The organism is Streptomyces abyssomicinicus (genome assembly GCF_008974245.1).
In the GTDB taxonomy this organism is placed as follows: Bacteria; Actinomycetota; Actinomycetes; order Streptomycetales; family Streptomycetaceae; genus Streptomyces; species Streptomyces abyssomicinicus.
Genome location: NZ_BBZI01000006.1, coordinates 188,906 through 212,653, shown reverse-complemented (window position 1 = coordinate 212,653; position 23,748 = coordinate 188,906). Strand labels below are relative to the sequence as shown.

The window sequence follows — 23,748 nt, the reverse complement described above, 5'->3', positions numbered from 1 at the left end:
CACCGCCTGACCAGCACCCTAGAAGGGCCCCGCCCCACCAGGGAACGCGCGGAACAAGATTCAGTGCACACGCACACACCTGCGACCCGTTCCATGGTCAGCAGTGATCGAGCGCCTGCTCCAGGAACTCCTCCCGCGTCATCGTTCCCTGGCCGGTCAGGACCTCACCGGGGCGGAGCGAGGCGAGGTCGGCGGTGCTGAAGGAGTAGAGGAATCCGCGGTGGTCGACGAAGCCGCCGCTGGACTCCACGGCGAACTCGAGGTCGTACGAACCCCCGGGGACCAGCCGCTGCTCGCCGGTGCGGGTGACCTGCCAGGAGTCGGGCGGCGAGAAAAGCCGGAACACCGCGCTCCCGGCCTTCCGCGTGCGGGCCTGCCAGCCGTCCCAGCCCTGGTCGCGCAGCTCCACGGTCATGGAGTGGTCCTGGTCACGCTCGCACGGCCGGAGGACCGCCGCGGGCCCCCCGGTCGGCAGCTCGAGCACCGCCACCAGCGGCAACAAAGGGGGAGAGCAGCCGTTCGTCGCGCCCAGAGCCAGCACCGTGCACACCGCGGCGACCAGCCGGCCACGTCTCATCGAGCCCCCCTCGCATCACTGTCCAGGGTCGGGCGTCCGCACGGCGGAACGGTCACCTCTCGATCTCGAACCGGCCACACCGCCGTGGCGAAGGTGCCCCGGAAAGAGCGGCGGGAGCGGGTACGCCCCTCGCCGCGGGCCAACCGGTCGAGGAAGGCGGACACGGGAGCGGACACGGGAGCGGGGTGGTACCCGGGCCACCGGACACCACCCCGCTCCTGCGCCCACGCCGGGCCGGACGCTACGCCGCCAGCCTCGCCAGCGCGGCGTCGACGCGGGCCAGCGTCTTCTCCTTGCCCAGGACCTCGAGCGACTCGAAGAGCGGCAGGCCCACAGTGCGGCCGGTGACGGCGACCCGGACCGGGGCCTGGGCCTTGCCGAGCTTGAGCCCGTGGGCCTCGCCGGCGGCCAGGACGGCCTCCTTCAGGGACTCCGCGGAGGACCAGTCGGCGGCCTCCAGCTTCTCGCGCGCCGTGCGCAGCAGCGCGTCCGAGCCCTCCTTCATCGCCTTGCTCCAGGACGCCTCGTCGAAGACCGGCTCCGGCAGGAAGAGGAAGTCGACGTTCGCGGTGATCTCGGCGAGCATCCGCAGACGGGTCTGCGCGTGCGGCGCGATCGCCGCCCACTTGGCCTCGTCGAAGTCCTCCGGCGCCCACGGCGCGAACGGCGCCCGCAGCCACGGCTCGCACCGGGCCGCGAACTCCTTCGGGTCGAGCATCCGGATGTGGTCGCCGTTGATCGCCTCGCACTTCTTCAGGTCGAAGCGCGCCGGGTTCGGGTTGACGTCCTTCAGGTCGAACGCGGCGACCATCTCCTCGATGGAGAAGACGTCACGGTCGGCGGAGAGGGACCAGCCCAGCAGCGAGAGGTAGTTGAGCAGGCCCTCGGGCAGGAAGCCCTGCTCCCGGTAGAGGTTCAGCGAGGCCTGCGGGTCGCGCTTGGAGAGCTTCTTGTTGCCCTCGCCCATCACGTACGGCAGGTGGCCGAAGGCGGGGACGGCCTTGGCGACGCCCAGCTCGATCAGCGCGCCGTAGAGCGCGATCTGCCGCGGGGTGGAGGAGAGCAGGTCCTCGCCGCGCAGGACGTGGGTGATCTCCATCAGCGCGTCGTCGACCGGGTTCACCAGGGTGTACAGCGGGGCGCCGTTGGCCCGGACGATGCCGTAGTCCGGAACGTTCTCCGGGGTGAAGGTCAGCTCGCCGCGGACCAGGTCGTCGAAGGTGATCGGGGTGTCCGGCATCCGGAAGCGCACGATCGGCCTGCGGCCCTCGGCCTCGTAGGCCGCGACCTGCTCGGCGGTCAGCTCGCGGCAGTGGCCGTCGTAGCCGGACGGGCGGCCGGCCGCGCGGGCGGCCTCGCGGCGCTCGTCGAGCTCCTCGGTGGAGCAGTAGCAGTGGTAGGCGTGACCGCCGTCCAGCAGCTTCTGCGCGACGTCGCGGTAGATGTCCATCCGCTCGGACTGCCGGTACGGCGCGTGCGGGCCGCCGACCTCGGGGCCCTCGTCCCAGTCGAAGCCCAGCCAGCGCATCGCGTCCAGGAGCTGCTGGTACGACTCCTCCGAGTCGCGGGCCGCGTCGGTGTCCTCGATGCGGAAGACCAGGGTGCCCTGGTGGCGCCGGGCGTACGCCCAGTTGAACAGGGCGGTGCGCACCAGGCCCACGTGGGGGTTACCGGTGGGGGAGGGGCAGAAACGAACACGGACGGGTGCGCTAGCCACGCTTGACAACCTTGTTGGTGAGAGTGCCGATGCCTTCGATGGTGACGGCGACCTCGTCGCCGTCCTGGAGCGGGCCGACGCCCGCCGGGGTCCCGGTGAGGATCACGTCGCCGGGGAGCAGCGTCATCGCCGCCGAGATGTTGACGATCAGGTCCTCGACCGGGTTCACCATCTGCGCGGTGCTGCCCAGCTGACGCTGCTGACCGTTGACCGTGCACTGGACCGTGAGGTCGGCGGGGTCGACGTCGGTCTCGATCCAGGGGCCGAGCGGGCAGGAGGAGTCGAAGCCCTTGGCGCGCGCCCACTGCTGCTCACGGCGCTGCACGTCGCGGGCGGTGACGTCGTTGGCGCAGGTGTAGCCGAGGATCACGTCCTTGACGCGCTCCCGCGGCACCTCGCGGCACATCCGCCCGATCACCACGGCCAGCTCCGCCTCGTGGTGGAGCTCCTCGGTGAAGGAGGGGTACTGGATGACGTCGCCGGAGCCGATCACCGAGGTCGACGGCTTGAAGAAGGCGAACGGGTCCTCGGCCGCCCGGGAGCCCATCTCCGCCGCGTGGTCCGCGTAGTTGCGGCCGAAGGCGACGACCTTGCTGGGCAGCACGGGCGGCAGCAGCCGGACCTTGCTCAGCGGGACCTTGGTGCCGGAGAGCTCGAACTCCGCGAACGGGATGCCCTTGATGATGTCGAGGACGAGTTCGTCCTGCTTGTCGCCCTCGACCGCGCCGAAGGCGACGTTCCCGTCGATGGAGAATCTGGCGATGCGCACGGGATTCTGATGCCCCTCACTGAGCTGCCGGCCGGAGTCTGACGCTCCAGGCTAACGCGGCGGAGGAGGCCCGGGTGGCGCGCCGCCCGGACGGCCCGGCCGGGCGGAGGGGCCCCGGCTCACTCCGCGACGGCGCGGACCGGGATCTCGTTGAGCACCGTGCGCCGGGGGTTGGCGGTCTGCGCCGGCAGTTCGACGGAGTGCTCCCGCTCCTCGCCGAGCAGGTGCGCGGCGTCTTCCAGGTGCGCCAGGGTGGTGCGGCGCGGGTTGGCGGTGATGCGAGAGCTCATGTTCGTCTTCACTGTCGATCGGACCCCTCTGGTGGCGGATGCTGCTGGGGAGCTGCCGTCGACGGCACGCCGACGGTTCCTGTAAAGGGTCAGGCTAAAACGTCAGACTAAACGTGCGATTCCCCGCCCAAGCCGTGAAGGGTCGGTGAATCCTCAGTGATTTTCCTCACTCTCCAGCTCGCCATTCGGGGCGTAACGGGTGAAAGCGGACTCTGTTCGATAGCGGACATAAGTAAGTGAAAGTCGTCATTCCGCTCCTGATCATGGCGACTGGGACACCGGGCGGGGACTGCCGGATCCTGGGTGAACGTCCGGTTTGTCAGGGATGAGCCTCGACATGCGGTGACAGCTCACTCACGCGGTGTCATCTGGGTCACGGGCTGCCCTACGGGCCTTGTTGAGGATCGGCCACTGTGCTGGAATTCCACGGACCGTCGTGGGATCCAGTCGACGCTCCGGTGCGAGAACCGTCCCGGGCGGTGGACAGGAGGGGGAAGAAACGCCGGTCCACCACGACCACGAAGGTCACTTGACGACCGACAACGGGGGCGCAGCCCGAACGCGCCCCTCACACGCCGACACCGTCCCTTCCTCTCCGGGGGGACGCCTGGTCCAGAGGTTGCGACGCTAGTGCAGGGACGTTTCAAGAGGGATGGCAGCGCTTCGGCGGAGCCGGAGCCACACAACGGGACCGCACGCGGTGCCTCGCCCCAGCACGCCCAGCCCCCGGGCCAGGGGCAGGCCGCCGAGCCGGCGGCCCCCGTGCTGAAGCCGGCCGGCAGCGGGTCCACGGGCCCGGGCGCCCGCATAGCCCTGCGCAACTGGCGCATCTCCACCCGACTGGTGTCGCTGCTGGCCCTGCCCGTGGTCGCCGCGACCACCCTGGGCGGGCTGCGGATCAGCGACTCGCTCGAGGACATGCAGCAGCTGGAGAACATGCAGCTGCTCACCGAGATGACCAAGCAGGCCACCGAGCTGGCCAACGCGCTCCAGGAGGAGCGCGACGTCACCGCCGGCCCGCTGGCCCACGGCGCCAAGGACTCCGACTACAAGGTCAGGACGCCGCGGGAGAAGACGGACAAGGCCAAGGACCAGTTCCTCAAGGACACCGAGACCGTCGACGACAACCTCGGCGAGGGCGACCTCCAGGGCGTCCGCGACAGCCTCGTCGGCCTCATCGTCGAGCTGCGCGGACTCGACAAGCTCCGCGAGAACGCCTACGACGCCAAGGACAACTCGACCCAGACCGTCGAGTCCTACCACCGGCTCATCACCCAGCTGCTCGAACTGTCCACGGACATGGCCGAGGCCACCAGCAACCCGGAGATGATCCAGCACACCCGTGCCCTGGCCGCCTTCTCCTCGGCCAAGGAGTACGCGTCCATGCAGCGCGCGGTCATCGCCGCCTCGCTGCCCAAGGACGCCTCGTCCTTCGCGGACATCTCCGAGAACGACCGCCTCTACGGCGAGGCCGCCCGCGAGGGCGAGAAGAGCGAACTCGACGCCTTCGAGACCATCTACGGCTCCGGCCGCCAGAAGATGCTCGAGCCGCTCGAGAACAACAGCGTGATCGAGGTCGCCGACAAGTACTCGAACACGGTGCTCAGCCCCAACGGCAGCCGCAACGTGGGCAAGCAGTCCTACCAGGACTGGGTCGACGACGCCTCGACGAAGATCGAGTCGATGGGGAGCATCGAGCACACGCTCCTGGAGGAGATGGAGCAGAAGGCCCGCGAGCTCCAGGACGAGGCACAGCGCGAGGCGCTGATCTCCGGTGTCCTGATCCTCCTCGTGCTCGGCGTGTCCCTGGTCGGCGCCTTCGTGGTGGCCCGCTCCATGATCCGCTCGCTGCGCCGCCTGCAGGACACCGCGACCAAGGTCGCCAAGGACCGCCTGCCCGAGCTGGTCAAGCAGCTCTCCGAGTCGGACCCGCAGGACGTCGACACCACCGTCGAGTCGGTCGGTGTGCACTCCCGCGACGAGATCGGCCAGGTGGCCGCGGCCTTCGACGACGTGCACCGCGAGGCGGTCCGCCTCGCCGCCGAGCAGGCCCTCCTGCGAGGCAACGTCAACGCGATGTTCACCAACCTCTCGCGCCGCTCGCAGGGCCTCATCCAGCGCCAGCTGACCCTGATCTCCGAACTGGAGTCCCGCGAGGCCGACCCGGACCAGCTGTCCTCGCTCTTCAAGCTGGACCACCTCGCCACCCGCATGCGCCGTAACGGCGAGAACCTCCTCGTCCTCGCGGGCGAGGAGCCCGGCCGCCGCTGGACCCGCCCGGTCCCGCTGGTCGACGTGCTCCGCGCCGCGGCCTCCGAGGTGGAGCAGTACGAGCGCATCGAGCTGGCCACGGTCCCCAAGACCGAGATCGCCGGCCGCGTCGTCAACGACCTCGTGCACCTGCTCGCCGAGCTGCTGGAGAACGCCACCTCGTTCTCCTCCCCGCAGACCAAGGTCCGGGTCACCGGTCACGCGCTGCCCGACGGCCGTGCGCTGATCGAGATCCACGACACCGGCATCGGCCTCTCGCCGGAGGACCTCTCCGCGATCAACGAGCGCCTCGCGGCGCCGCCCACCGTGGACGTCTCGGTCTCCCGGCGCATGGGTCTGTTCGTGGTCGGCCGCCTCTCGCAGCGCCACGGCATCCGCATCCAGCTGCGCCCCTCGGACTCCGGCGGCACCACCGCGCTGGTCATGCTCCCGGTGGACGTCGCGCAGGGCGACAAGAAGGCACCCGTCGGCAAGGGCGGCCAGGGCGGCGGCGGTGTCGCCGCGGCCGCGGCCGGCGCCGCGGCGGCCCGCCGCAGCACCGGCGCGGCGATCGGCGCGGGACAGTCGGCCCGTCCGGCGCTGCCCGGCCGTGACTCCGGCTCCGGCGGCTTCGGCGGCCAGGGCGCCTTCGGTCAGGGCGGTCCCGGCGGCTTCGGCAACCAGGGCGGTCCCGGCGGCTTCGGCCAGGGCGGTCCCGGCAACCAGGGCGGTCCGGGCGGCGCGCCCGCCGGCGGTCCCGGTCAGGGCCGTGCCGGTGCGGGCGCCGGCTTCGGCGGTCCCGCCGCGCAGGCCCCGGCCGGACAGGCCCCGCAGGGCGGCTTCCCGTCCGGCCCCGCACCGCAGCAGGGCCGCGGATCCGTCCCGGCGCAGCGTTCCGCCTCCACCCCGCACTCCGCCCAGCAGGGCATGGGCCAGGGTCCGGGGACGGGCCAGGGCATGGCGCAGGGCCCCGGCGCGGGCCGGCCGAACCCGCCGCAGGGCGGCCAGCCCGGCCAGCGTCAGCCCCAGCTGCCGCCTCCCGGCGCCCAGCGCCCCGAGCTGCCGGGCGGTCCCGCCCAGCGGCCCGACACGCCGCGCGGCCACGACGACTTCGGCCAGACCGCGCAGATGCCGCGCGTCGAGGACCACGGGGCGGGCTCCACGGCCCAGTTCCCCCGCCCGGACTTCGACGCCCCCGCCCCGCAGCAGCAGCCTCCGGCGGCGGGCCGGCAGCACCCCCAGCAGGGCGGCCGTCCGCAGGCCCCGCAGCCGCCGCAGGCCCCGCAGTACGGCGGTGCCGGCGGCCAGTACCCGCAGCAGGGCTACGGCAACCCGCAGGACCCGTCGTCGACCGGCCAGTTCCCGGTCCCGGGCCAGTACCAGGCCCAGGACCCCACGAGCACCGGTCAGTTCGCCCAGCCGCAGACGGGCCAGCAGCCGCAGTACGGCGGTTACGCCGCGCAGCAGCAGCCCGCACAGGGCGACCTGCCGCCGGTCAACGGCCGTGCCGACGGCGGCACCCCGCTGTTCGACTCGCTGGAGACCAACTGGTTCCGCGGTCAGCAGCAGGCCGGCCAGCAGCAGGGCCAGCCGGGCCAGCAGGCCCCGCAGGGCGGGCAGCCGCAGCAGCACCGCCAGCAGCCGCAGGCCGGCCGCCCCGGCCCGCAGCAGCAGGCGCCCGGGCAGGCCCGGCGCCCGCAGCAGCCGCAGCAGGCCCCGCAGGGCCGGCCGCAGCAGGCGGGTCAGCAGCAGCCCACGCAGCAGCGGCCCGGTGCCGGGGCCGCGCCCCAGCGGCCGTCCGCCGCACCCTGGCGCAGCTCGCCCAACGACGAGCTGTCCCGCCAGGCTGAGCGCGCCCGCAAGCCCAGCGCGGGCGGCGTCACCACGTCCGGCCTGCCCAAGCGGGTGCCCAAGGCGAACCTCGTCCCGGGCACGGCGCAGCAGAACCAGCACACCGGAGGGCCGCAGGTCTCCCGCGCGCCCGACGCCGTGCGGGGCCGGCTGACCAATCTCCGCCGGGGCATCGCGCAGGGACGGCAGGCCACTTCCGGCCAGACCGGTTCCTTCCCGAACCCCACTCACCAGCAGGAGCGCTAGTTGAGCCCGATGAGCCAGGCTGCACAGAACCTGAACTGGTTGATCACGAACTTCGTGGACAACACGCCCGGGGTCTCCCACACCGTCGTCGTCTCCGCCGACGGTCTGCTCCTGGCGATGTCCGAGGGCTTCCCGCGCGACCGCGCCGACCAGCTCGCCGCGGTCGCGTCGGGGCTCACCTCGCTGACCGCGGGAGCCTCGCGGATCTTCGAGGGTGGCCATGTGAACCAGACGGTCGTCGAGATGGAACGCGGTTTCCTCTTGATCATGTCCATCTCGGACGGCTCGTCGCTCGCGGTGCTGGCCCACCCGGAGTGCGACATCGGCCTGGTGGGCTACGAGATGGCCCTCCTCGTCGACCGCGCCGGCGCCGTGCTCACGCCCGACCTGCGTGCAGAACTACAGGGCAGCCTTCTCCGCTGAGACCTGTCCGCGCCATGTGACCGTCCCCCACCGTCCGGCCGTCAGCAAAGCAACCCCCCACCGGCCTACGGCACTTCAATCCGACTTGCTGTCCGCCCGGAGGATGCATGAACCCGCCAACCGCCGCTCACGATCCGTACAGAGACCAGTACGGGGAAGAGGGGCCGCTGGTCAGGCCCTATGCCATGACCGGCGGCCGGACCCGGCCGCGCTACCAGCTCGCCATCGAGGCGCTGATCAGCACGACCGCGAATCCGGCACAGACGCAGGGGCTGCTCCCCGAGCACCAGCGCATTTGTCACCTCTGCCGGGAGGTGAAGTCGGTGGCCGAGGTGTCGGCACTGCTGTCCATGCCCCTGGGCGTGGCACGGATCCTCGTCGCCGACCTCGCCGAGGCGGGCATGGTCGCCGTCCACCAGCCGGGTGGCGACGAGAACAACGGCGGTGCACCGGATGTGACACTGCTCGAAAGGGTGCTCAGTGGACTTCGCAACCTCTGACGGGAGCCGGGCGACCACCTCGGCGAAGATCGTGGTGGCGGGTGGCTTCGGCGTGGGCAAGACCACGTTCGTCAGCTCCGTCTCCGAGATCGACCCCCTGCGCACGGAGGCCGTCATGACGTCCGCCTCGGCGGGCATCGACGACCTCAGCCACACGTCCGGGAAGACCACCACCACGGTCGCCATGGACTTCGGCCGCATCACGCTCGACCAGGACCTGATCCTGTACCTGTTCGGCACCCCCGGTCAGGACCGGTTCTGGTTCATGTGGGACGACCTGGTCCGCGGCGCCATCGGCGCGGTGGTCCTGGTGGACACCCGGCGTCTCGCCGACTGCTTCCCGGCGGTCGACTACTTCGAGAACTCCGGGCTGCCGTTCGTCGTGGCGCTCAACAACTTCGACGGGCACCAGCCCTACCAGCCGGAAGAGGTCCGCGAGGCGCTGCAGATCAGCGCCGGCACCCCGATCATCGCCACCGACGCCCGGCACCGCGCCGAGGCCAAGGGCGCCCTGATCCACCTCGTGGAACACGCCCTGATGGCGCGACTGCGTTAGACCGGCGGCACCCGGAACCCGGCCGCGCCCACCGGCGCCGCCGGGTTCCGCCGTCCGGCGCACCCGGGGCGCTCGCGAGCCCCCAAGTGCGCCGCGCGGAACAGCAGTTATGACGTGCCTCAACAGGCCTCTGTGGCCTTGGCCACCTGGTGGCGCGTGTTCATAACATTTCGACAGAGATATGTGCCACGTCCTGCGACAGCGCGCGTTCGCGTGGTGCCGCAGCGCGCACAAACACCCCGTCTTTTGCCGGGCGACAGTCCATATGTCCTGTTTGCGGGGCGGATTCCGCGCGGAATCGAGTCCTGTCCGGACGTTTGGAACTGTCCGTACCGGCGTGCTGGAATGCCAGAACTGCCCATTGGTCACAAGGGCCCAGAGACACCGCGGCACGACGAAGGTGCCGACCGCCGAGAGGTTGTTGGTCGAGTGAGGCGAAGCAAGAACGGACCCGAGCCGTCGGCGCGGGGCAACTTCACGCCGCCCCCGCGGGCGGATGAGCTGCCCGGCTCCGAGCCGGTCGCCGCGCCGGAAGCGGGCGGCGGACGTCTTTCGCCCCGTAACTGGCGCGTGCGGACGCGTCTGAACGCGATCATGCTCATACCCGTCGTCCTCGGCCTCATTCTGGCCGCGGTCGAGGTCAAGGGGTCGATCGACACCTGGCAGGAGGCCGAGGACGCCGCGGCCACCGCGCGCGTCGTCCGGAGTGCCCTGGACTACGCCGACGCGCTGTCCGAGGAGCGCGACCGGAGCGCCGCCCCCCTCCTGGAGGGCAAGGGCAAGGACAACCCGGTCGTCAAGGAGACCCGCGCGCGCACCGACAAGGCGGCCGCGGAGTTCAAGACCGTCCTGAAGGAACTGCCGCAGAAGGAGGGCCTGGAGCGCCGCCGCGACCTGTTCCTCGAGGCCGAGAAGCTCCTCCCCGCGCTGCGCGAGGGCGCCTACACCAAGCGCCTGCCCGGCACCAGGACGGAGGAGGGGTACGTCAAGGTCATCCACCCCCTCATGGACTTCTCCAACGAGCTCACGCTCGACGAGGGCAACGTCGTCTCCTACGGCCGTACCGCGTACGCGATGTCGCTGACCAAGGGCGCCCAGTCGCTGCAGCGTTCCATCGGCACCCACGTCCTGGTGAAGCCGGACGAGGACGAGGCCGAGCGGATGTCCCAGCTGGTCACGCTCTCCTCCTACGCCTACCTCGAGCGCATCGCGCTGGAGGAGTACGCCGGAGCGGGCCGCCAGGAGGACGCCGACCGCCTCGAAGCCGAGATGGTCGAGGTGAAGCGCGGCTTCGAGAAGACGGCGGCCGAGACCCCGTTCCACAAGAACCTGACGGACACCACCGAGATCATCAAGGTGATCCTCGCGCTCAACCCGGGCACCGTGGAGGGCAAGGCGCAGCTCGAGGCCATGGGCGTCAACGCCAAGACCTGGCAGGAGGTCAACGACCCGAAGTTCGAGGCCTACGGCAAGATCGAGTCCGACCTCGCCGACGCCGCGGTGGATGGCTCCCAGAAGGTCGCCGACGACGCGAAGACCGCCGCGTTCCTCGCCGGTGCAGCGGTGCTCATCGCCCTCATCGCCGCCTTCGTCCTGGCCGGTCTCGTCGCCCGTCAGATGAGCCGCTCGATGCGCGACCTGCGCAACGCGGCCTTCGACGTCGCCGAGCAGCGCCTGCCGATGCTGGTCGACCAGCTCTCGCGCACCGACCCGGGCCGGGTCGACACCCGCGTGGTCCCGATCCCGATCAGCACCACCGACGAGATCGGCGAGGTCGCGCGCGCCTTCGACCAGGTCCACCGCGAGGCGGTCCGGCTCGCCGCGGAGCAGGCCCTGCTCCGGGGCAATATCAACGCGATCTTCACCAACCTGTCGCGCCGCAACCAGTCGCTGATCGAGGGCCAGCTGACCCTGATCACCGACCTGGAGAACAACGAGGCCGACCCGGACCAGCTGGAGAACCTCTTCAAGCTGGACCACCTGGCCACCCGTATGCGCCGCAACGGCGAGAACCTCCTGGTCCTCGCCGGCGAGGAGCCCGGCCGCCGCTGGGACCAGCCGGTCCCGCTGGTCGACATCCTGCGCGCCGCCTCCTCCGAGGTGGAGCAGTACGACCGCATCGAGCTGGCCGGCGTCCCGGAGGCCGAGATCCACGGCCGCGCCGTGACCGACCTCGTGCACCTGCTCGCCGAGCTGCTGGAGAACGCCACCACGTTCTCCTCCCCGCAGACCAAGGTCCGCGTCACCGCGACCCGTCTGCCGGACGGCCGCGTGATGATCGAGATCCACGACAAGGGCATCGGCCTCACCGCCGAGGACTTCGCGGACATCAACCACAAGCTGGCCAACCCGCCGACCGTGGACGCCGCGATCTCCCAGCACATGGGCCTCTTCGTGGTCGGCCGCCTGTCCGACCGGCACGGCATCCGTGTCCAGCTCCGCCCCTCGGGCGAGCAGGCCGGCACCACCTCGCTGGTCATGCTCCCGGACAACATCACCCACGGTGGTGTCGCCCAGGACGTGCCGGCCGACGAGTTCACGGTCTCCCAGATCATCCCGAAGCAGCAGCTCCAGCAGGCTCCCGAGCAGGCGCCGCTGCGGACCGCCGCCGAGCTGGGCTTCGACGACACCCGCTACCAGCAGGTGCCGGAGGACGTCCGCGAGCTCGACCCGGTCGGCCGCCAGATGCTCCGCGAGGGGCGCCGCGCCGCCCTGGAGTCCCAGAGCCGTCCGGAGTACGACAACGGCCAGGGCTACGACGAGAGCCAGGGCCAGGCCCAGGGCTACCAGGACGGCCAGGGTTACCAGGACGGTCAGGGCTACCAGGACGGCGGCTACGACCAGCAGGGCTACCAGGAGCAGCAGCAGTACGACGAGTCGTACTACGCCGCCGACGGGTCCGTGAACGGCTACCCCGAGCAGGGCTATGCGGAAGCCGGTCAGGGCCAGCACCAGGGTGGCGGCCAGGACGGTTACCAGAACTACGGCGAGCAGTCCTACCAGGACGACTGGCAGCAGCAGCAGGGCTACCAGAACGACTACGCCGAGGGCTACGGGGCGCAAGCGGAATCCCCGCAGGGTCCTGACGGGGGCATGCAGAACGGCGTAGGCTTCGGCCAGGGCCCGGCGACCACCGAAGCAGGACTTCCGCGACGCGGAGGATTCGGCGGCGCCGCCGGTCAGGGCAACGGCCAGGAACCGGCTGCCGCGGGCGACGACTGGCGTTCGGCCAACGACGGCCGCTGGGAGTCCGCCTCCAAGCTCCGCAAGCCCAAGGCGGGCGGAGTGACCTCTTCCGGTCTGCCGAAGCGGGTACCCAAGGCGAACCTCGTGGAGGGCACCGCCGAGGCCACCCCGCAGGGCGGCCCGCAGGTCTCCCGCAACCCCGACGAAGTACGGGGCCGGCTGAGCAACCTGCGGCGGGGCGTCCAGCGCGGACGTACCGCAGGCAACGAAACGAACGGCCAGGCCGACGGGAACGAATTCCGTGGTCCTGACAGCACCTACAACCAGGAGCGTTAGTGTGAGCCCGATGAGCCAGGCGGCGCAGAACCTGAACTGGTTGATCACCAATTTCGTGGACAACACCCCGGGTGTTTCCCACACCGTGGTGGTCTCCGCCGACGGCCTCCTTCTGGCGATGTCGGAAGGCTTCCCGCGTGACCGCGCGGACCAGCTGGCCGCGGTCGCCTCGGGTCTGACCTCGCTGACCGCGGGAGCCTCGCGGATCTTCGAGGGCGGCCATGTGAACCAGACGGTGGTCGAGATGGAGCGGGGATTCCTCTTCATCATGTCCATTTCGGACGGTTCATCACTTGCCGTGCTGGCCCACCCCGAGGCGGACATCGGTCTCGTGGGGTACGAGATGGCCCTTCTGGTCGACCGTGCAGGTACGGTACTTACGCCGGATCTTCGTGCGGAGCTTCAGGGAAGCCTGCTCAACTAGCAGACACCGCGTGCGCCTTGGCGTCCCGAGACCGTAAGGTTTCGGGACGCGGCGTCCACACGTTGGGTGCCCGGCACAGTTGGAGGAGGAGAGAGAGTGGCAACATCCCCAGGCGGTCCGAACCCGGGCGGCTGGTCGTACGACCAGGGCCAGAACGGGCAGCACGGCGAGCAGTCGTACGACTTTTCCTCCGCTGCGAGCCACACGCACCAGCAGCCGTATGCGCCCTACAACCCGCAAGGGCCGGGTCATGGGCAGCATTCGCCGTACGGGCAGCCGGCTGCCCCGTACGAGCGGCCCGTGGCACCGCAGCGGCGTGGTCCCGAGCCGACGCCCGCCGCGGCGCCGTCGGCCAAGAACCCCCTGGTGCGTCCGTACGCGATGACGGGCGGCCGTACCAGGCCCCGCTACCAGCTCGCCATCGAGGCGCTGGTGCACACCACCGCGCAGCCGCACCAGATGCAGGGGCAGCTTCCCGAGCATCAGCGGATCTGCAACCTCTGCCGGGAGATCAAGTCGGTCGCCGAGGTCTCGGCCCTGCTGCAGATCCCTCTCGGTGTGGCCAGGATCCTCGTCGCCGACTTGGCGGAGGCGGGCCTGGTCGCCATCCATCAGCCCGGCGGCGACGAGAACGCCGGCGGCCAGCCAGACGTGACACTGCTCGAAAGGGTGCTCAGTGGACTTCGCAAGCTCTGACGGTGGGTCTTCCCGCTCCACCACCTCCGCGAAGATCGTGGTGGCGGGCGGCTTCGGCGTGGGCAAGACCACGTTCGTCGGCGCCGTCTCGGAGATCAACCCGCTGCGCACGGAGGCCGTCATGACGTCTGCTTCGGCGGGCATCGACGACCTCACCCACACCGGGGACAAGACGACCACCACGGTCGCCATGGACTTCGGCCGCATCACGCTCGACCAGGATCTGATCCTGTACCTGTTCGGCACCCCCGGTCAGGACCGGTTCTGGTTCATGTGGGACGACCTGGTCCGCGGCGCCATCGGCGCGGTGGTCCTGGTGGACACCCGGCGTCTCGCCGACTGCTTCCCGGCGGTCGACTACTTCGAGAACTCGGGTCTCCCGTTCGTCATCGCCCTGAACGGCTTCGACGGCCACCAGCCGTACCAGCCGGAAGAGGTGCGGGAGGCGCTGCAGATCGGGCCGGACACCCCGATCATCACCACCGACGCGCGGCACCGCGCCGACGCCAAGTCGGCGCTCATCACGCTCGTGGAGCACGCCCTCATGGCGCGCCTCCGCTAGTCGCGGGTTCATACCCGGAGCCCGGCACCGCCCCCACGGCGGTGCCGGGCTCCGGCGTTTTCAGGGGCCGCCGGCCGCCGGCTGCCGGTGCACTCCGTGAGCCCGCACCGGCACGCGTCGTACCCGCGCGGGAACGGCACGCGTCGTACCCGCGCGGAACGGCACACGCACCCGCACGGGAACACGCGAAGGCCCGCCCGCCCCTCGAGGGGGCGGGCGGGCCTTCACACGGTGTCCCGGGGGCGTCAGCGCCAGCTGTGCGGGGCGCGGAAGCCGGGCTCACGCTCCAGCCGCCGCCAGGCGGCGCGCACGGAGCCTCCGCCGCGCCACGCCTCCGGGGCGGGCCCCGAGGAGGCCCGGGCCAGCAGGATGGCCGTGAGAGCCGCGAGCTCCTCCGGCTCGGCCTGTCCCTTCTCCACGCGGATGTCCACCGGTGTGCTCATGAACGTGTCTCCCTACTGCCTTCCTGAGGCGCGACTGTCTTACTGGGGCGGGTTGCCGTGCTTGCGCGAGGGCAGGTCCGCGTGCTTGGTGCGGAGCATCGCGAGGGACCTGATCAAGACTTCGCGGGTCTCGGCGGGATCGATGACGTCATCGACGAGTCCCCGCTCTGCCGCGTAGTACGGGTGCATCAGCTCGGACTTGTATTCCTTGACCATGCGGGTCCGCATGGCTTCGGGGTTGTCGGCGTCGGCGATCTGGCGTCGGAAGATGACGTTGGCGGCGCCTTCGGCGCCCATGACGGCGATCTCGTTGGTGGGCCAGGCGTAGGTGAGGTCGGCGCCGATGGACTGGGAGTCCATGACGATGTAGGCGCCGCCGTAGGCCTTGCGGAGGATCAGGGAGATCCGCGGGACGGTGGCGTTGCAGTAGGCGTAGAGGAGTTTGGCGCCGTGGCGGATGATGCCGCCGTGTTCCTGGTCGACGCCGGGCAGGAAGCCGGGGACGTCGAGGAAGGTCAGGATGGGGATGTTGAAGGCGTCGCACATCTGGACGAAGCGGGCGGCTTTCTCGCTGGCTTCGATGTCGAGGACGCCGGCGAGGACCTGGGGCTGGTTGGCGACGATGCCGACGACCTGGCCGTCGAGGCGGCCGAGGGCGCAGATGATGTTGCGGGCCCAGCGTTCGTGGACCTCGAGGTAGTCGCCGTCGTCGACGATCTCCTCGATGACCTTGGTCATGTCGTAGGGGCGGTTGCCGTCCGCGGGGACCAGGTCGAGCAGGACGTCGGAGCGGCGGTCCAGGGCGTCGGTGGCGGCGGCCTGCGGGGGGTTCTCGCGGTTGTTCTGCGGGAGCATCGCGAGGAGGTAGCGGACCTCGGCGATGCAGGTTTCCTCGTCGTCGTAGGCGAAGTGGCAGACGCCGGAGGTCTCGGCGTGGACGTCGGCGCCGCCGAGGCCGTTCTGGGTGATCTCCTCACCGGTGACGGCCTTGACGACGTCCGGTCCGGTGATGAACATCTGCGAGGTCTCGCGGACCATGAACACGAAGTCGGTGAGGGCGGGGCTGTAGGCGGCGCCGCCGGCGCACGGGCCGAGCATCACGCTGATCTGCGGGATGACGCCGGAGGCCTTGGTGTTGCGCTGGAAGATGCCGCCGTAGCCGGCCAGCGCGGAGACGCCCTCCTGGATACGGGCGCCGGCGCCGTCGTTCAGCGACACCAGCGGCGCACCCGCCGCGATGGCCATGTCCATGATCTTGTGGATCTTCGTCGCGTGGGCCTCGCCCAGCGCGCCGCCGAAGATCCGGAAGTCGTGGGCGTAGACGAAGACCGTACGGCCCTCGACCGTCCCCCAGCCGGTGATCACACCGTCCGTGTACGGCTTCTTCGCCTCCAGACCGAAGCCCTGGGCACGGTGCCGCCGCAACTGCTCGACCTCCTGGAAGGAGCCCGCGTCCAGCAGCAGCTCGATACGCTCCCGCGCGGTCAGCTTGCCCTTGGCATGCTGCGCGGCGGTGGCCTTCTCACTCGGCCCGGCCAGTGCCTGGATGCGGATCGCGTGCAGCTCCGCGGTGCGTGCGGCCAGTCCTGCGGTTTCCTGCCGTTGCCGGGCAGGGGCAGTGATCGTCGCCATGTCGGTTCCCTCCTGGGGCGAGGCCGAGAAGGTCCCGCCCCGGATCCGTAACAGGGATGCTAACAAACCGCGCGTGCGGTTTGTATGCGTGAAGCGTGTTTTCTTCGTCCGGTGCGCTCTCAGTGCCAGCTGCCGGGCGCCTCGTAGTCCGTCCGCCGTTCCCACCAGCCGGAAGCGGTCCGTGGCCGGACTTCTTCCGTCGAGCCGGCCTTGCGGGGCAGCGACAGCAACACGGCGGTGAGCGCCGCGAGTTCCTCGTCGCTGGCCCGCCCCCTTTCCACCCGGAGAACAGGCCCCCGGGCGTCGTTCGTCTGATGACCGTCCATCGGCATGCGGCGACCCCCTCGGTGTCGTGATGTGGTCCACCGGACACCGTCGAACGAGCCGCTCAAGAATCGCTATGGGCCCACTGGAGGTCCGGTTGGGGCGGGATGGCCCTACTCCCGGGCCGGGGGTGGGCCACGCGGTGGGCCGAGGCCGCCGCGGAGGCCCGGTGGAAGGTCAACTCCCAGGTGGGTTCGGGTCGATGGGGCGATCCGGACCGCTGGAGGGGTGCCGAAGGAACGGTTGCTTCCAGTTCTTGTACGACTTGAGGACGGCTGGTGATGGAAATGAAACCGGGTGGTCTGTATCTTTACGAGGACCGGGGGAGCTCCTCCCCTCGCATTCAGGCAACTCACACCAGGAGGAACCATGTCTGCGAGCACGATCCGCATTGCCCGCCGCCGCGTCCTGGAGCGTCATCACGGGATTCCGGGGCAAAGGACGGAGAGCGTTCAGCGGTTTCAGGGGCTGACCACGACCGTTCCGAAGGAACTCGTGCACCGCGCCGGCGTCGCCGAGGTGATGCTGACCGGCTGGCGCCGGAGCGGCGAGGAGGATCGTTTCTCCTTGACGGGTCAGTGGCCGCGCAGCCACAGCTTCTTCACCGGTGTCCAGGGCTGCCACGACCCCCTCCTGGCGGCCGAGACGGTGCGGCAGGCCGGCATCCTCCTGGCCCACACCGAGTACGGCGTCCCGCTCGGTCACCATTTCCTGGTGCACGACCTGCAGGTCTCCGTCCGTCCTGAGCACATGCGGGTCGGCCTCGCGCCGGCCTCGCTGCAGCTGGACGTCAGATGCTCCGAGGTGAGACGCCGCGGCCGCACCCTGATGGGGCTCCGCATCCACGTGGAGATCCGCCGCGACGGCCACGTCGTCGCCACCGGCGGCGGCTCGCTGAGCTGTGTGGCCCCCCTCGTCTACCGGCGACTGCGCGCCGACCATCTTCCCGGCGACGGTCCTTCGAAGGTGATCCGGCTGACCGCGCCCGTCCCGCCGCAGGCCGTCGGGCGCATCTCGCCCACCGACGTGGTCCTCTCCCCTCTCGGGGCGGACGACCGCTGGCAGTTGAGGCTGGACACCAATCACCCGGTGCTGTTCGAGCACGCCAACGACCACGTGCCCGGCATGGTGCTGATGGAGGCCGCCCGGCAGGCGGCGACCGCCTTCCTCGGCCGGGACGGCCTGCCGCTCGAGGTCACCTGTGACTTCGACCGGTACGCCGAACTGGACACGCCGTGCATCATCCAGGCAGCCCCGGAGCCCGCCGGGCCGGGTGCGAGTGCCGTGCGGGTCACCGGCACGCAGAACGGTGCGCGGGTGTTCTCCTCCACGGTGACGCTGGCACAGCCCTTCCCGGGGCAGCACGCCGCGCTCTAGGCGCGTCGATCAGGGGCAGCGATCAGGCGCACCGCCCCTCACAGACTTCGCCGGACCGGCGCGTGACGGCAAAAGGGCCCGCCCCGGGGGGAGGACCCTTTGGCCTTGCGCCGGCCGGCCCCGTGCCGACGCCCGGTGGGGCGTCGGCACGACCGCGTTCGCGGCGGGGCCGGGAGGTTCCGTTCAGACGCCGTTGACGTTGTTGCCGACGTTGGCGTTGACGTTGTTGTTGTTCGCGTTGTTGTTCGCGTTGTTGTTCAGGTTGTTGTTCACGACGTTGTTGTCGTTCACGTTGTTGTTGTTCAGGTTCGACGTCATCCGGTTCCCCTGTCGTGAGAGCGGTTCCTGTGTCGTGCGGGAGGGCGGACCGGGCTTCCGGGGACGTCCCTCCGGATGTCCGGTCCGCACTCGTGAAATTAGCCAGGGATCCTCGAGTATCCGTCGAGTACTCCTCGTGCGGCGGTGGACCGGTGCCGCCCCTACGCGGGGCCCGGGGCCGGGGTGAAGGCGGTGAGGTGCTCGTGCGCCCAGTCCCGGAACGTCCGGGCGTCGCGGCCCGTCACCGCTCGCACGGTGTCCTCCACCTGTGCCTTCGCGCCGTCCCGCGCGCGGTCGGCGCTCTCCAGCAGTGCCTCGGCGACCGGGTCCGGATGGCGCCGGCGCAGCGCCGTCCGTGCCTGGTCCCGGCCCAGTTCCTCGAAGCGCAGTGACCGGCCGAGCAGGTCGCCCAGCACCCGTGTCTGTTCGGCCGCGCTGATCGCCTGCGGCCCCGTCAGGGTGTAGGAGCTGCCTTCGTGCCCTTCCTCGGTGAGGGCCCGGACGGCCACCTCCGCCACGTCCCCGGGGTCCACGCAGGAGGTGACCGCGTTCCCGTGGAGCGCGCGCACCACCTGCTCGGCGCGCACCGACCCCGCCCAGCCGAGGGCGTTGGACATGAACGCGCGCGGACGCAGCAGTGTCCAGCCGAGCCCGGAGCTCCGCAGGGCCTCCTCGCAGGACCGCTGCCACCGGGTGACGAGGTCCTGCGCGCCGTGGTCGAGGACGGCGGCCGCCGACAGCTTCACCACCTGCCGCACCCCCGCCTCGCCGGCGGCCCGCAGGAAGCGGACGTCGTCGTCGCCGTCGACGGCGTTGGTGACGAGGAACGCCCGCCGTACCCCCCGCAGGGCGGTGGCCAGGGACCGCGGGTCACGGTGGTCGCCCCGCACGGCCTCCACCGCGTGCCCCGCGGCGGACACCCGTGCGGGATCCCTCGACATGGCCCGGACCTCCGCCCCGGCGGGAAGCCGTCTCAGCACCTCGGATCCGACCGTGCCGCTGGCACCGGTCACCAGGATCATCCGTTCTCCCTCCCGGCGTCCGGCCGGCCCCAGTCGCCCCTGCCCGAAGATTTTCGGGGCAACGGCACAGCGCCCGGCCGACCGCGAACTGTAAGATACAAACTGGACGGTTTTTTTAGTGGTTGGCCCGGACCGACGGGCGGAAGGCGGGCCCACGTGGTCAAGCAGGACCGAGCGATTCGTACGCGGAAGGTGATCCTCGAGTCGGCGGCGCGAGTCTTCGAGGAACGCGGCTACAAGGCCGCGACCATCAACGAGATCCTCACGGCGGCCGGTGTCACCAAGGGGGCGCTCTACTTCCACTTCCCTTCCAAGGAGGCTCTGGCCGACGGGATCATGCACGCGCAGAACCAGTGGCGTGCCGTTCCCGAGCGCGCCTGCCGTGTCCAGCAGCTCGTCGACACCATCGCCGTGCACGCCTACCGTCTGCAGAGCGACCCGATGGTGCGGGCAGGCGTGCGCCTGACCCTCGACCAGCAGGCCGGCGGGCTGGACCGCAGCGGTCCCTTCGACCACTGGCGGCTGGTGGGCACCGAGTTGCTGGAGAAGGCCGGCGCCCAGAACGAGCTGCTGCCGCACGTCGATTTCGCCGAGACCACCGACGTCCTGGTCGGCAGCTTCGCCGGGATCCAGGCCATGTCGCAGGCGCTCAGCGACTATCAGGACCTGCCGCGCCGGGTCAGTTCGCTGATCCGTCACATCCTGCCGGGCGTCGTGGTGCCCTCCGTCCTGGCGGCCGTCGACCTGTCGGAGGGCCGGGGGGAGGCCGTGCACGAAGAACTGCTGGAGGATCCGCTGGACCACCTGTGACGGCCGCGGCCGCTCACGCCGCCACCCCTTCCCCGAGGCCGGCCAGGTCGACCGCGGTCGGACCGCCGTGGTCGCCGTCGCCGTTGTCGGGCGAGGCCCAGGCGATGTAGCCGTCGGGGCGTACCAGCAGCGCCGCGCACGGAACGCCGGGGACGGCCTCGGCGCGCACCACGCTCACCACGTCCTTCCACCGGGAAGGCAGCGTCACGTCGCGGTGTCCGCCGTCGCCCAGGAGGAGCAGCAGGGGCCTGCCCGCGCGGAGCAGGGTGATCACGTCGGTGGGGCCTTCGGTGGTGCTGAGTGCGGCGTTGTAGAGGAACGTCCCTTCCCAGGAGGACGCCGTCGCCGGGTGCGACGGGAGCCGGGTGTCCTGGGCACTCACCCGTGCCGCCAGGGCGGCGCCCTCGCCGGCCGCGCCGCCCAGCAGCAGGTCCGCGAAGAGGGCGCGCACCGGGTCGAGTCCGGTGTCGGGGCGCATCAGCGCGAGTTGGGCGCGGGTGTTGTCGATGACCTGCTGGGCGGCGGGTCTGCGTTCGCGTTCGTAGGTGTCGAGCAGTCCTTCGCCGGCCGGGCCGCGGACCGCGTAGGCCAGTTTCCAGCCCAGGTTGACGGCGTCGAGCAGTCCGGTGCTGAGTCCTTGTCCGCCGATGGGGAAGTGCAGGTGGGCGGCGTCCCCTGCGAGGAGGATCCGGCCGCGGCGGTAGGAGCGGGCGAGCAGCGAGAAGTCGCTGAACCGGCTGAGCCAGCGCGGCTGTTCCATCGGGACGTCCTCGCCGAGGATCCACGACACCTCCTGGCCGAGTTCCTCCAGGGTGGGTGTCTCGTGCCGCGCGGGGTGGGCGCCCGAGCAGTTGAGCGTCCGCAGCCGCGTCCTGCCGCCGGCCACGTGCTTGACGACGATCCATCCCCGGTCGGTCCGGTGCCAGCCGGGCCGCAGGGCGCAGTGGCGGGACAGGGTGACGTCCCCGGCCAGTGCGGACACCGTGGCCGGGCTGGTGTCGGCCTCGATCCCGGCGAGCCGGCGCACGCTGCTGCGGGCGCCGTCCGCTCCCACGACGTACTCGGCGGAGCAGGTCACCGGGCCGTCGGGCCCCTCGGTGGTCAGGTGTACGCCCTCGTCCGTCTGCCGCAGGCCGGTGACCCGGTGCCCGCGCAGGATGCGGGCACCGGCGGCCTCGGCCCGCCGCTCGAGGTGGCGCTCGATCTCGTCCTGGGCGCACTTGAGGATCGGCTCGGGTTCGCCGGCCGGCGCGGAGACGGTGAGGCCGGGGAGGCCGGCGAAGTGGAACGGCATGGTGACCGTTCCGCGGCTGCCTGCGCGGGCGCCGGCGACCAGCCCGTCGAGGTGGCCGCGCCGTACGAGGCTCTGCACCGCCCGGGCGTGCAGCGTCGTCGCCTTCGGCCGTCCGGAGACCGTCGTGCGGCGCTCCACGACGACCGTGCCGACTCCCTCACGCGCCAGTTCGCAGGCGAGCAGCAGACCCACCGGTCCCCCGCCCACCACGGCAACCTGACCCCGTACGTCCCGCGGCATCGACCCGGCCCCCCTGGCCTCGCGGCCGGCAGGCAAGCCCGGCACGCACTCGTATGACGTTGTCCCCGGGCGGAAAATATACCGGTTGGACGGTTCGTTGGAAGTGGTCCGGCGTTCTGCTTCCCGCCTGTTCACGCGGCGGTTCCCGACGGGTCCGGCAGATAGCTGCCCGATGCAAATAACAGCAAGACAAGCGTGCGAACTCACCCGTCAGGGTGGCGGGCGGAGCCCGGGGCGCCGTGCGGGAACCGTTCCGGTACGGGGTGGTCCGGGTCGGACCGTGACGGACCGAAGCGGGACCCGCAGGGGCAGGCGGAGGGTGTGAGGGGAGCTTTTTGCTGTTATTGAGATCGAGGAGGGGTGCTGGGGCTGTCCTCGCTCCGCGCGAGGACCGTGACGCCAAGCTGCCAGGCGCGATGATGCCGCAGGTCAACGCGTGACAGGGCCGGTGCCCGCGGACAAGCTTGATGCGACGGAAAGAAACCCGGCCCGATCCCCGGGCCGGCCAACGGTCACCACCCAAAGGAGCGTGTCATGCGTCGTCGTGTCGTCCGGGTCGCGGTTCTGTTCCTGATGCTCTTCGGCACCGGCCTCGGCGGCTCCGCCCAGGCGCTGGCGGCCGCACCGGCCACGACCGGCGAGGCGGGCGTGCTGGACGACGGCTTCGGCTGGTAGCCCCGGGACGGTCTCGTCCCGCCCCCGCCCGGCCGAAAGGCAACCCATGTACCTGTACACCCTCACGATGACCGGCCCCGAGCTGGATCCCGGCGAGACCGCAGGGATCGTCCACCGCATCCGCGCCCGGGCCGAGGACGTCGCCGGCGTCGAGCACCTGCGCGTGCACAGCGGGCCCGGGGAGATCGCACTGGCCGTCTTCCTGCTCGCCGACGACGCGCCGCACGCCCGGAGAACCGTCCGCGAACTGTGCCGCCGCGTCCTCGACGGCACCGGAGCGCCCGCCCGCTGGTTCCTCTCCTCCCCGCCCGTCGCCCACGACGGCGGGCTCACGCCATGGTGAGCGGCGCGCGCACCACCGCCCGGCCGCCCCGCACCAGGCCGGCCGCACCCGCCCCGGCCGCCGCCCCCTCCCCCGTCCGCGTGCACGGCCCGGCCGGACCCTGGGCCGGCGTGCGCGCCGCCCTGGAGAGCGGTGGCAGGGCCGTCCTCCACACCCTCGGCGCCGACTGGCCCGCCGACGGACCGCCCCGGCACCCCACGCACCGCGAGAACCGTGAGCACCCCGGCCACCTGGAGCACCTGGAGCACCTGGAGCACCCGGAGCACCACACGACCGCGCAGCAGGTCGTCCGGCACGCCGCCGCCGCCGTCCTGGGCCTCGACCCGCGCTCCGTCGAGCTCGGCCACCGCATCGGCGGCCGCCCGTTCCTGCCCGGATGCGACCTGGAGGTCAGCCTGTCGCACACCGGGGACGTCATCGTGGTCGCGCTCTCCTGCGGCGGCCGGGTGGGCGTCGACCTCGAGCCGCTGGACCGGCGCACCGACGTCGGCCTGCTGAGCGCCCAGGCCTGCACCCCCGGCGAACTGCGCGCCCTCGCGCAGCTGCCGCCGCGGCCGCGCAAGGACGCGCTGCTGCGGCTGTGGACCCTCAAGGAGGCCTACAGCAAGGCCCTCGGACAGGGCCTGCGCCTGGACTTCACCACCTTCGGCTTCGGCAGCCAGGGCGTCGGCCCCCCGCCGGACGGCGGCCTCTTCCGCCACGGCGACTGGGTCCTCGCCACCCACACCGTCCTCGACGGGTACGTGCTGAGCGCCGCCTACCAGGACACCCCGTACGGCACCCGGCCCTGGAGCGGCCCGCATCCCGGCGGAGTCGACGGCGGGCTGACCGCCGCGATGGAGGAACTGCTGCGGCGGTGACCGCCGGCGCCCGAGGACGTCGCCTCC

Annotated in this window: 23 protein-coding genes; 13 read left to right on the top strand and 10 right to left on the bottom strand. The window is 71.2% G+C overall.

Features of this window, described 5'->3' with window-relative positions; translation table 11 throughout:
* Nucleotides 1–97: 97 nt before the first annotated feature.
* The 4 genes from GBN72_RS08450 to GBN72_RS08435 form a co-directional block, all read right to left on the bottom strand.
* Nucleotides 98–577, bottom strand: a complete 480-nt coding sequence (locus tag GBN72_RS08450) for a hypothetical protein (protein ID WP_151771092.1) — start codon at nucleotides 575–577, stop codon at nucleotides 98–100.
* A 241-nt stretch (nucleotides 578–818) separates the two neighbouring features.
* A complete protein-coding gene (gene gltX / locus GBN72_RS08445) occupies nucleotides 819–2,303 on the bottom strand; it encodes a glutamate--tRNA ligase (RefSeq protein WP_151771091.1) in 1,485 nt (494 codons plus the stop codon).
* Nucleotides 2,287–3,063, bottom strand: coding sequence for a fumarylacetoacetate hydrolase family protein (locus GBN72_RS08440; RefSeq protein ID WP_151771090.1), 777 nt, complete (start codon nucleotides 3,061–3,063; stop codon nucleotides 2,287–2,289). Before GBN72_RS08440 ends, gltX begins: the two co-directional genes overlap by 17 nt.
* Nucleotides 3,064–3,182: 119 nt before the next feature.
* On the bottom strand, nucleotides 3,183–3,365 hold the full coding sequence (locus tag GBN72_RS08435; RefSeq protein WP_151771089.1) for a hypothetical protein: 183 nt from the start codon (nucleotides 3,363–3,365) through the stop codon (nucleotides 3,183–3,185).
* A gap of 618 nt (nucleotides 3,366–3,983) precedes the next feature.
* On the opposite strand from GBN72_RS08435, the gene GBN72_RS08430 reads away from it, so the two are divergent.
* The 8 genes from GBN72_RS08430 to GBN72_RS08395 all read left to right on the top strand — a co-directional run bounded on the left by GBN72_RS08430 (nucleotide 3,984) and on the right by GBN72_RS08395 (nucleotide 14,383).
* Nucleotides 3,984–7,700 (top strand): sensor histidine kinase, encoded by a 3,717-nt coding sequence (locus tag GBN72_RS08430; protein ID WP_164540505.1) that lies wholly within the window; start codon nucleotides 3,984–3,986, stop codon nucleotides 7,698–7,700.
* Nucleotides 7,701–8,123, top strand: a complete 423-nt coding sequence (locus tag GBN72_RS08425) for a roadblock/LC7 domain-containing protein (protein WP_151771088.1) — start codon at nucleotides 7,701–7,703, stop codon at nucleotides 8,121–8,123. It abuts the gene before it with no gap.
* A gap of 107 nt (nucleotides 8,124–8,230) precedes the next feature.
* Nucleotides 8,231–8,623: a DUF742 domain-containing protein gene (locus GBN72_RS08420; RefSeq protein ID WP_151771087.1), complete on the top strand. Its 393-nt coding sequence runs from the start codon at nucleotides 8,231–8,233 to the stop codon at nucleotides 8,621–8,623.
* A complete protein-coding gene (locus tag GBN72_RS08415; protein ID WP_151771086.1) occupies nucleotides 8,604–9,179 on the top strand; it encodes a GTP-binding protein in 576 nt (191 codons plus the stop codon). Before GBN72_RS08420 ends, GBN72_RS08415 begins: the two co-directional genes overlap by 20 nt.
* A 429-nt stretch (nucleotides 9,180–9,608) precedes the next feature.
* Nucleotides 9,609–12,701 carry a nitrate- and nitrite sensing domain-containing protein gene (locus GBN72_RS08410; RefSeq protein ID WP_151771085.1) on the top strand — a complete coding sequence of 1,031 codons (3,093 nt, stop codon included), beginning with the start codon at nucleotides 9,609–9,611 and terminating at the stop codon, nucleotides 12,699–12,701.
* A gap of 10 nt (nucleotides 12,702–12,711) precedes the next feature.
* Nucleotides 12,712–13,125, top strand: a complete 414-nt coding sequence (locus tag GBN72_RS08405) for a roadblock/LC7 domain-containing protein (RefSeq protein WP_108954969.1) — start codon at nucleotides 12,712–12,714, stop codon at nucleotides 13,123–13,125.
* A gap of 96 nt (nucleotides 13,126–13,221) precedes the next feature.
* Nucleotides 13,222–13,821 (top strand): DUF742 domain-containing protein, encoded by a 600-nt coding sequence (locus GBN72_RS08400; RefSeq protein ID WP_151771084.1) that lies wholly within the window; start codon nucleotides 13,222–13,224, stop codon nucleotides 13,819–13,821.
* Complete coding sequence (locus GBN72_RS08395; protein ID WP_151771083.1) at nucleotides 13,802–14,383, top strand: GTP-binding protein; 582 nt, start codon at nucleotides 13,802–13,804, stop codon at nucleotides 14,381–14,383. Before GBN72_RS08400 ends, GBN72_RS08395 begins: the two co-directional genes overlap by 20 nt.
* Nucleotides 14,384–14,628: 245 nt before the next feature.
* On the opposite strand, the gene GBN72_RS08390 is transcribed toward GBN72_RS08395, so the two are convergent.
* From GBN72_RS08390 to GBN72_RS08380, 3 genes are all read right to left on the bottom strand, one after another.
* On the bottom strand, nucleotides 14,629–14,826 hold the full coding sequence (locus GBN72_RS08390) for an acyl-CoA carboxylase epsilon subunit (protein ID WP_151771082.1): 198 nt from the start codon (nucleotides 14,824–14,826) through the stop codon (nucleotides 14,629–14,631).
* Nucleotides 14,827–14,865: 39 nt separating this feature from the next.
* Nucleotides 14,866–16,458: an acyl-CoA carboxylase subunit beta gene (locus tag GBN72_RS08385; RefSeq protein ID WP_246212372.1), complete on the bottom strand. Its 1,593-nt coding sequence runs from the start codon at nucleotides 16,456–16,458 to the stop codon at nucleotides 14,866–14,868.
* Nucleotides 16,459–16,577: 119 nt separating this feature from the next.
* Entirely contained in the window at nucleotides 16,578–16,790 is a 213-nt protein-coding gene (locus GBN72_RS08380; RefSeq protein WP_246212371.1) for an acyl-CoA carboxylase subunit epsilon, read from the bottom strand.
* Between the two features lie 361 nt (nucleotides 16,791–17,151).
* Here GBN72_RS08380 and GBN72_RS08375 point away from each other — a divergent pair, with 361 nt between their 5' ends.
* The gene (locus GBN72_RS08375) at nucleotides 17,152–18,159 is read left to right on the top strand and encodes a ScbA/BarX family gamma-butyrolactone biosynthesis protein (RefSeq protein ID WP_151771081.1); all 1,008 of its coding nucleotides are present in this window, start codon (nucleotides 17,152–17,154) and stop codon (nucleotides 18,157–18,159) included.
* 183 nt (nucleotides 18,160–18,342) lie between these two features.
* Here GBN72_RS08375 and GBN72_RS35855 read toward each other — a convergent pair whose 3' ends face one another.
* The gene (locus tag GBN72_RS35855; protein ID WP_281371506.1) at nucleotides 18,343–18,477 is read right to left on the bottom strand and encodes a hypothetical protein; all 135 of its coding nucleotides are present in this window, start codon (nucleotides 18,475–18,477) and stop codon (nucleotides 18,343–18,345) included.
* A 161-nt stretch (nucleotides 18,478–18,638) separates the two neighbouring features.
* Nucleotides 18,639–19,499: an NAD(P)H-binding protein gene (locus GBN72_RS08370; RefSeq protein WP_151771080.1), complete on the bottom strand. Its 861-nt coding sequence runs from the start codon at nucleotides 19,497–19,499 to the stop codon at nucleotides 18,639–18,641.
* A gap of 156 nt (nucleotides 19,500–19,655) precedes the next feature.
* Between GBN72_RS08370 and GBN72_RS08365 the strand changes: the two genes are divergently transcribed.
* Nucleotides 19,656–20,309, top strand: a complete 654-nt coding sequence (locus GBN72_RS08365; protein WP_151771079.1) for a ScbR family autoregulator-binding transcription factor — start codon at nucleotides 19,656–19,658, stop codon at nucleotides 20,307–20,309.
* A gap of 13 nt (nucleotides 20,310–20,322) precedes the next feature.
* Here the strand turns inward: GBN72_RS08365 and GBN72_RS08360 are convergent, their stop codons facing one another.
* Entirely contained in the window at nucleotides 20,323–21,810 is a 1,488-nt protein-coding gene (locus GBN72_RS08360; protein ID WP_246212370.1) for an FAD-dependent monooxygenase, read from the bottom strand.
* Nucleotides 21,811–22,377: 567 nt separating this feature from the next.
* Between GBN72_RS08360 and GBN72_RS34040 the strand changes: the two genes are divergently transcribed.
* Genes GBN72_RS34040 through GBN72_RS08350 form a run of 3 tightly spaced genes read left to right on the top strand, consistent with a single transcriptional unit; the run spans nucleotide 22,378 to nucleotide 23,721 of the window.
* Nucleotides 22,378–22,518 (top strand): hypothetical protein, encoded by a 141-nt coding sequence (locus GBN72_RS34040; RefSeq protein WP_164540503.1) that lies wholly within the window; start codon nucleotides 22,378–22,380, stop codon nucleotides 22,516–22,518.
* Nucleotides 22,519–22,564: 46 nt separating this feature from the next.
* The gene (locus GBN72_RS08355) at nucleotides 22,565–22,861 is read left to right on the top strand and encodes a hypothetical protein (protein WP_151771077.1); all 297 of its coding nucleotides are present in this window, start codon (nucleotides 22,565–22,567) and stop codon (nucleotides 22,859–22,861) included.
* Nucleotides 22,855–23,721: a 4'-phosphopantetheinyl transferase family protein gene (locus tag GBN72_RS08350; RefSeq protein WP_151771076.1), complete on the top strand. Its 867-nt coding sequence runs from the start codon at nucleotides 22,855–22,857 to the stop codon at nucleotides 23,719–23,721. Before GBN72_RS08355 ends, GBN72_RS08350 begins: the two co-directional genes overlap by 7 nt.
* The last annotated feature ends 27 nt before the right edge of the window (nucleotides 23,722–23,748 follow it).

Excerpts from the sequence above, each read along its gene's own strand:
- GBN72_RS08405 (WP_108954969.1), top strand. The coding sequence starts at position 12,712 with ATGAGCCAGGCGGCGCAGAACCTGAACTGGTTGATCACCAATTTCGTG.
- GBN72_RS08350 (WP_151771076.1), top strand. The coding sequence starts at position 22,855 with ATGGTGAGCGGCGCGCGCACCACCGCCCGGCCGCCCCGCACCAGGCCG.
- GBN72_RS08380 (WP_246212371.1), bottom strand. The coding sequence starts at position 16,790 with ATGCCGATGGACGGTCATCAGACGAACGACGCCCGGGGGCCTGTTCTC.
- GBN72_RS35855 (WP_281371506.1), bottom strand. The coding sequence starts at position 18,477 with ATGACGTCGAACCTGAACAACAACAACGTGAACGACAACAACGTCGTG.
- GBN72_RS08370 (WP_151771080.1), bottom strand. The coding sequence starts at position 19,499 with ATGATCCTGGTGACCGGTGCCAGCGGCACGGTCGGATCCGAGGTGCTG.
- GBN72_RS08355 (WP_151771077.1), top strand. The coding sequence starts at position 22,565 with ATGTACCTGTACACCCTCACGATGACCGGCCCCGAGCTGGATCCCGGC.
- GBN72_RS08375 (WP_151771081.1), top strand. The coding sequence starts at position 17,152 with ATGTCTGCGAGCACGATCCGCATTGCCCGCCGCCGCGTCCTGGAGCGT.
- GBN72_RS08420 (WP_151771087.1), top strand. The coding sequence starts at position 8,231 with ATGAACCCGCCAACCGCCGCTCACGATCCGTACAGAGACCAGTACGGG.
- GBN72_RS08385 (WP_246212372.1), bottom strand. The coding sequence starts at position 16,458 with ATGGCGACGATCACTGCCCCTGCCCGGCAACGGCAGGAAACCGCAGGA.
- GBN72_RS34040 (WP_164540503.1), top strand. The coding sequence starts at position 22,378 with ATGCGTCGTCGTGTCGTCCGGGTCGCGGTTCTGTTCCTGATGCTCTTC.
- GBN72_RS08390 (WP_151771082.1), bottom strand. The coding sequence starts at position 14,826 with ATGAGCACACCGGTGGACATCCGCGTGGAGAAGGGACAGGCCGAGCCG.
- GBN72_RS08450 (WP_151771092.1), bottom strand. The coding sequence starts at position 577 with ATGAGACGTGGCCGGCTGGTCGCCGCGGTGTGCACGGTGCTGGCTCTG.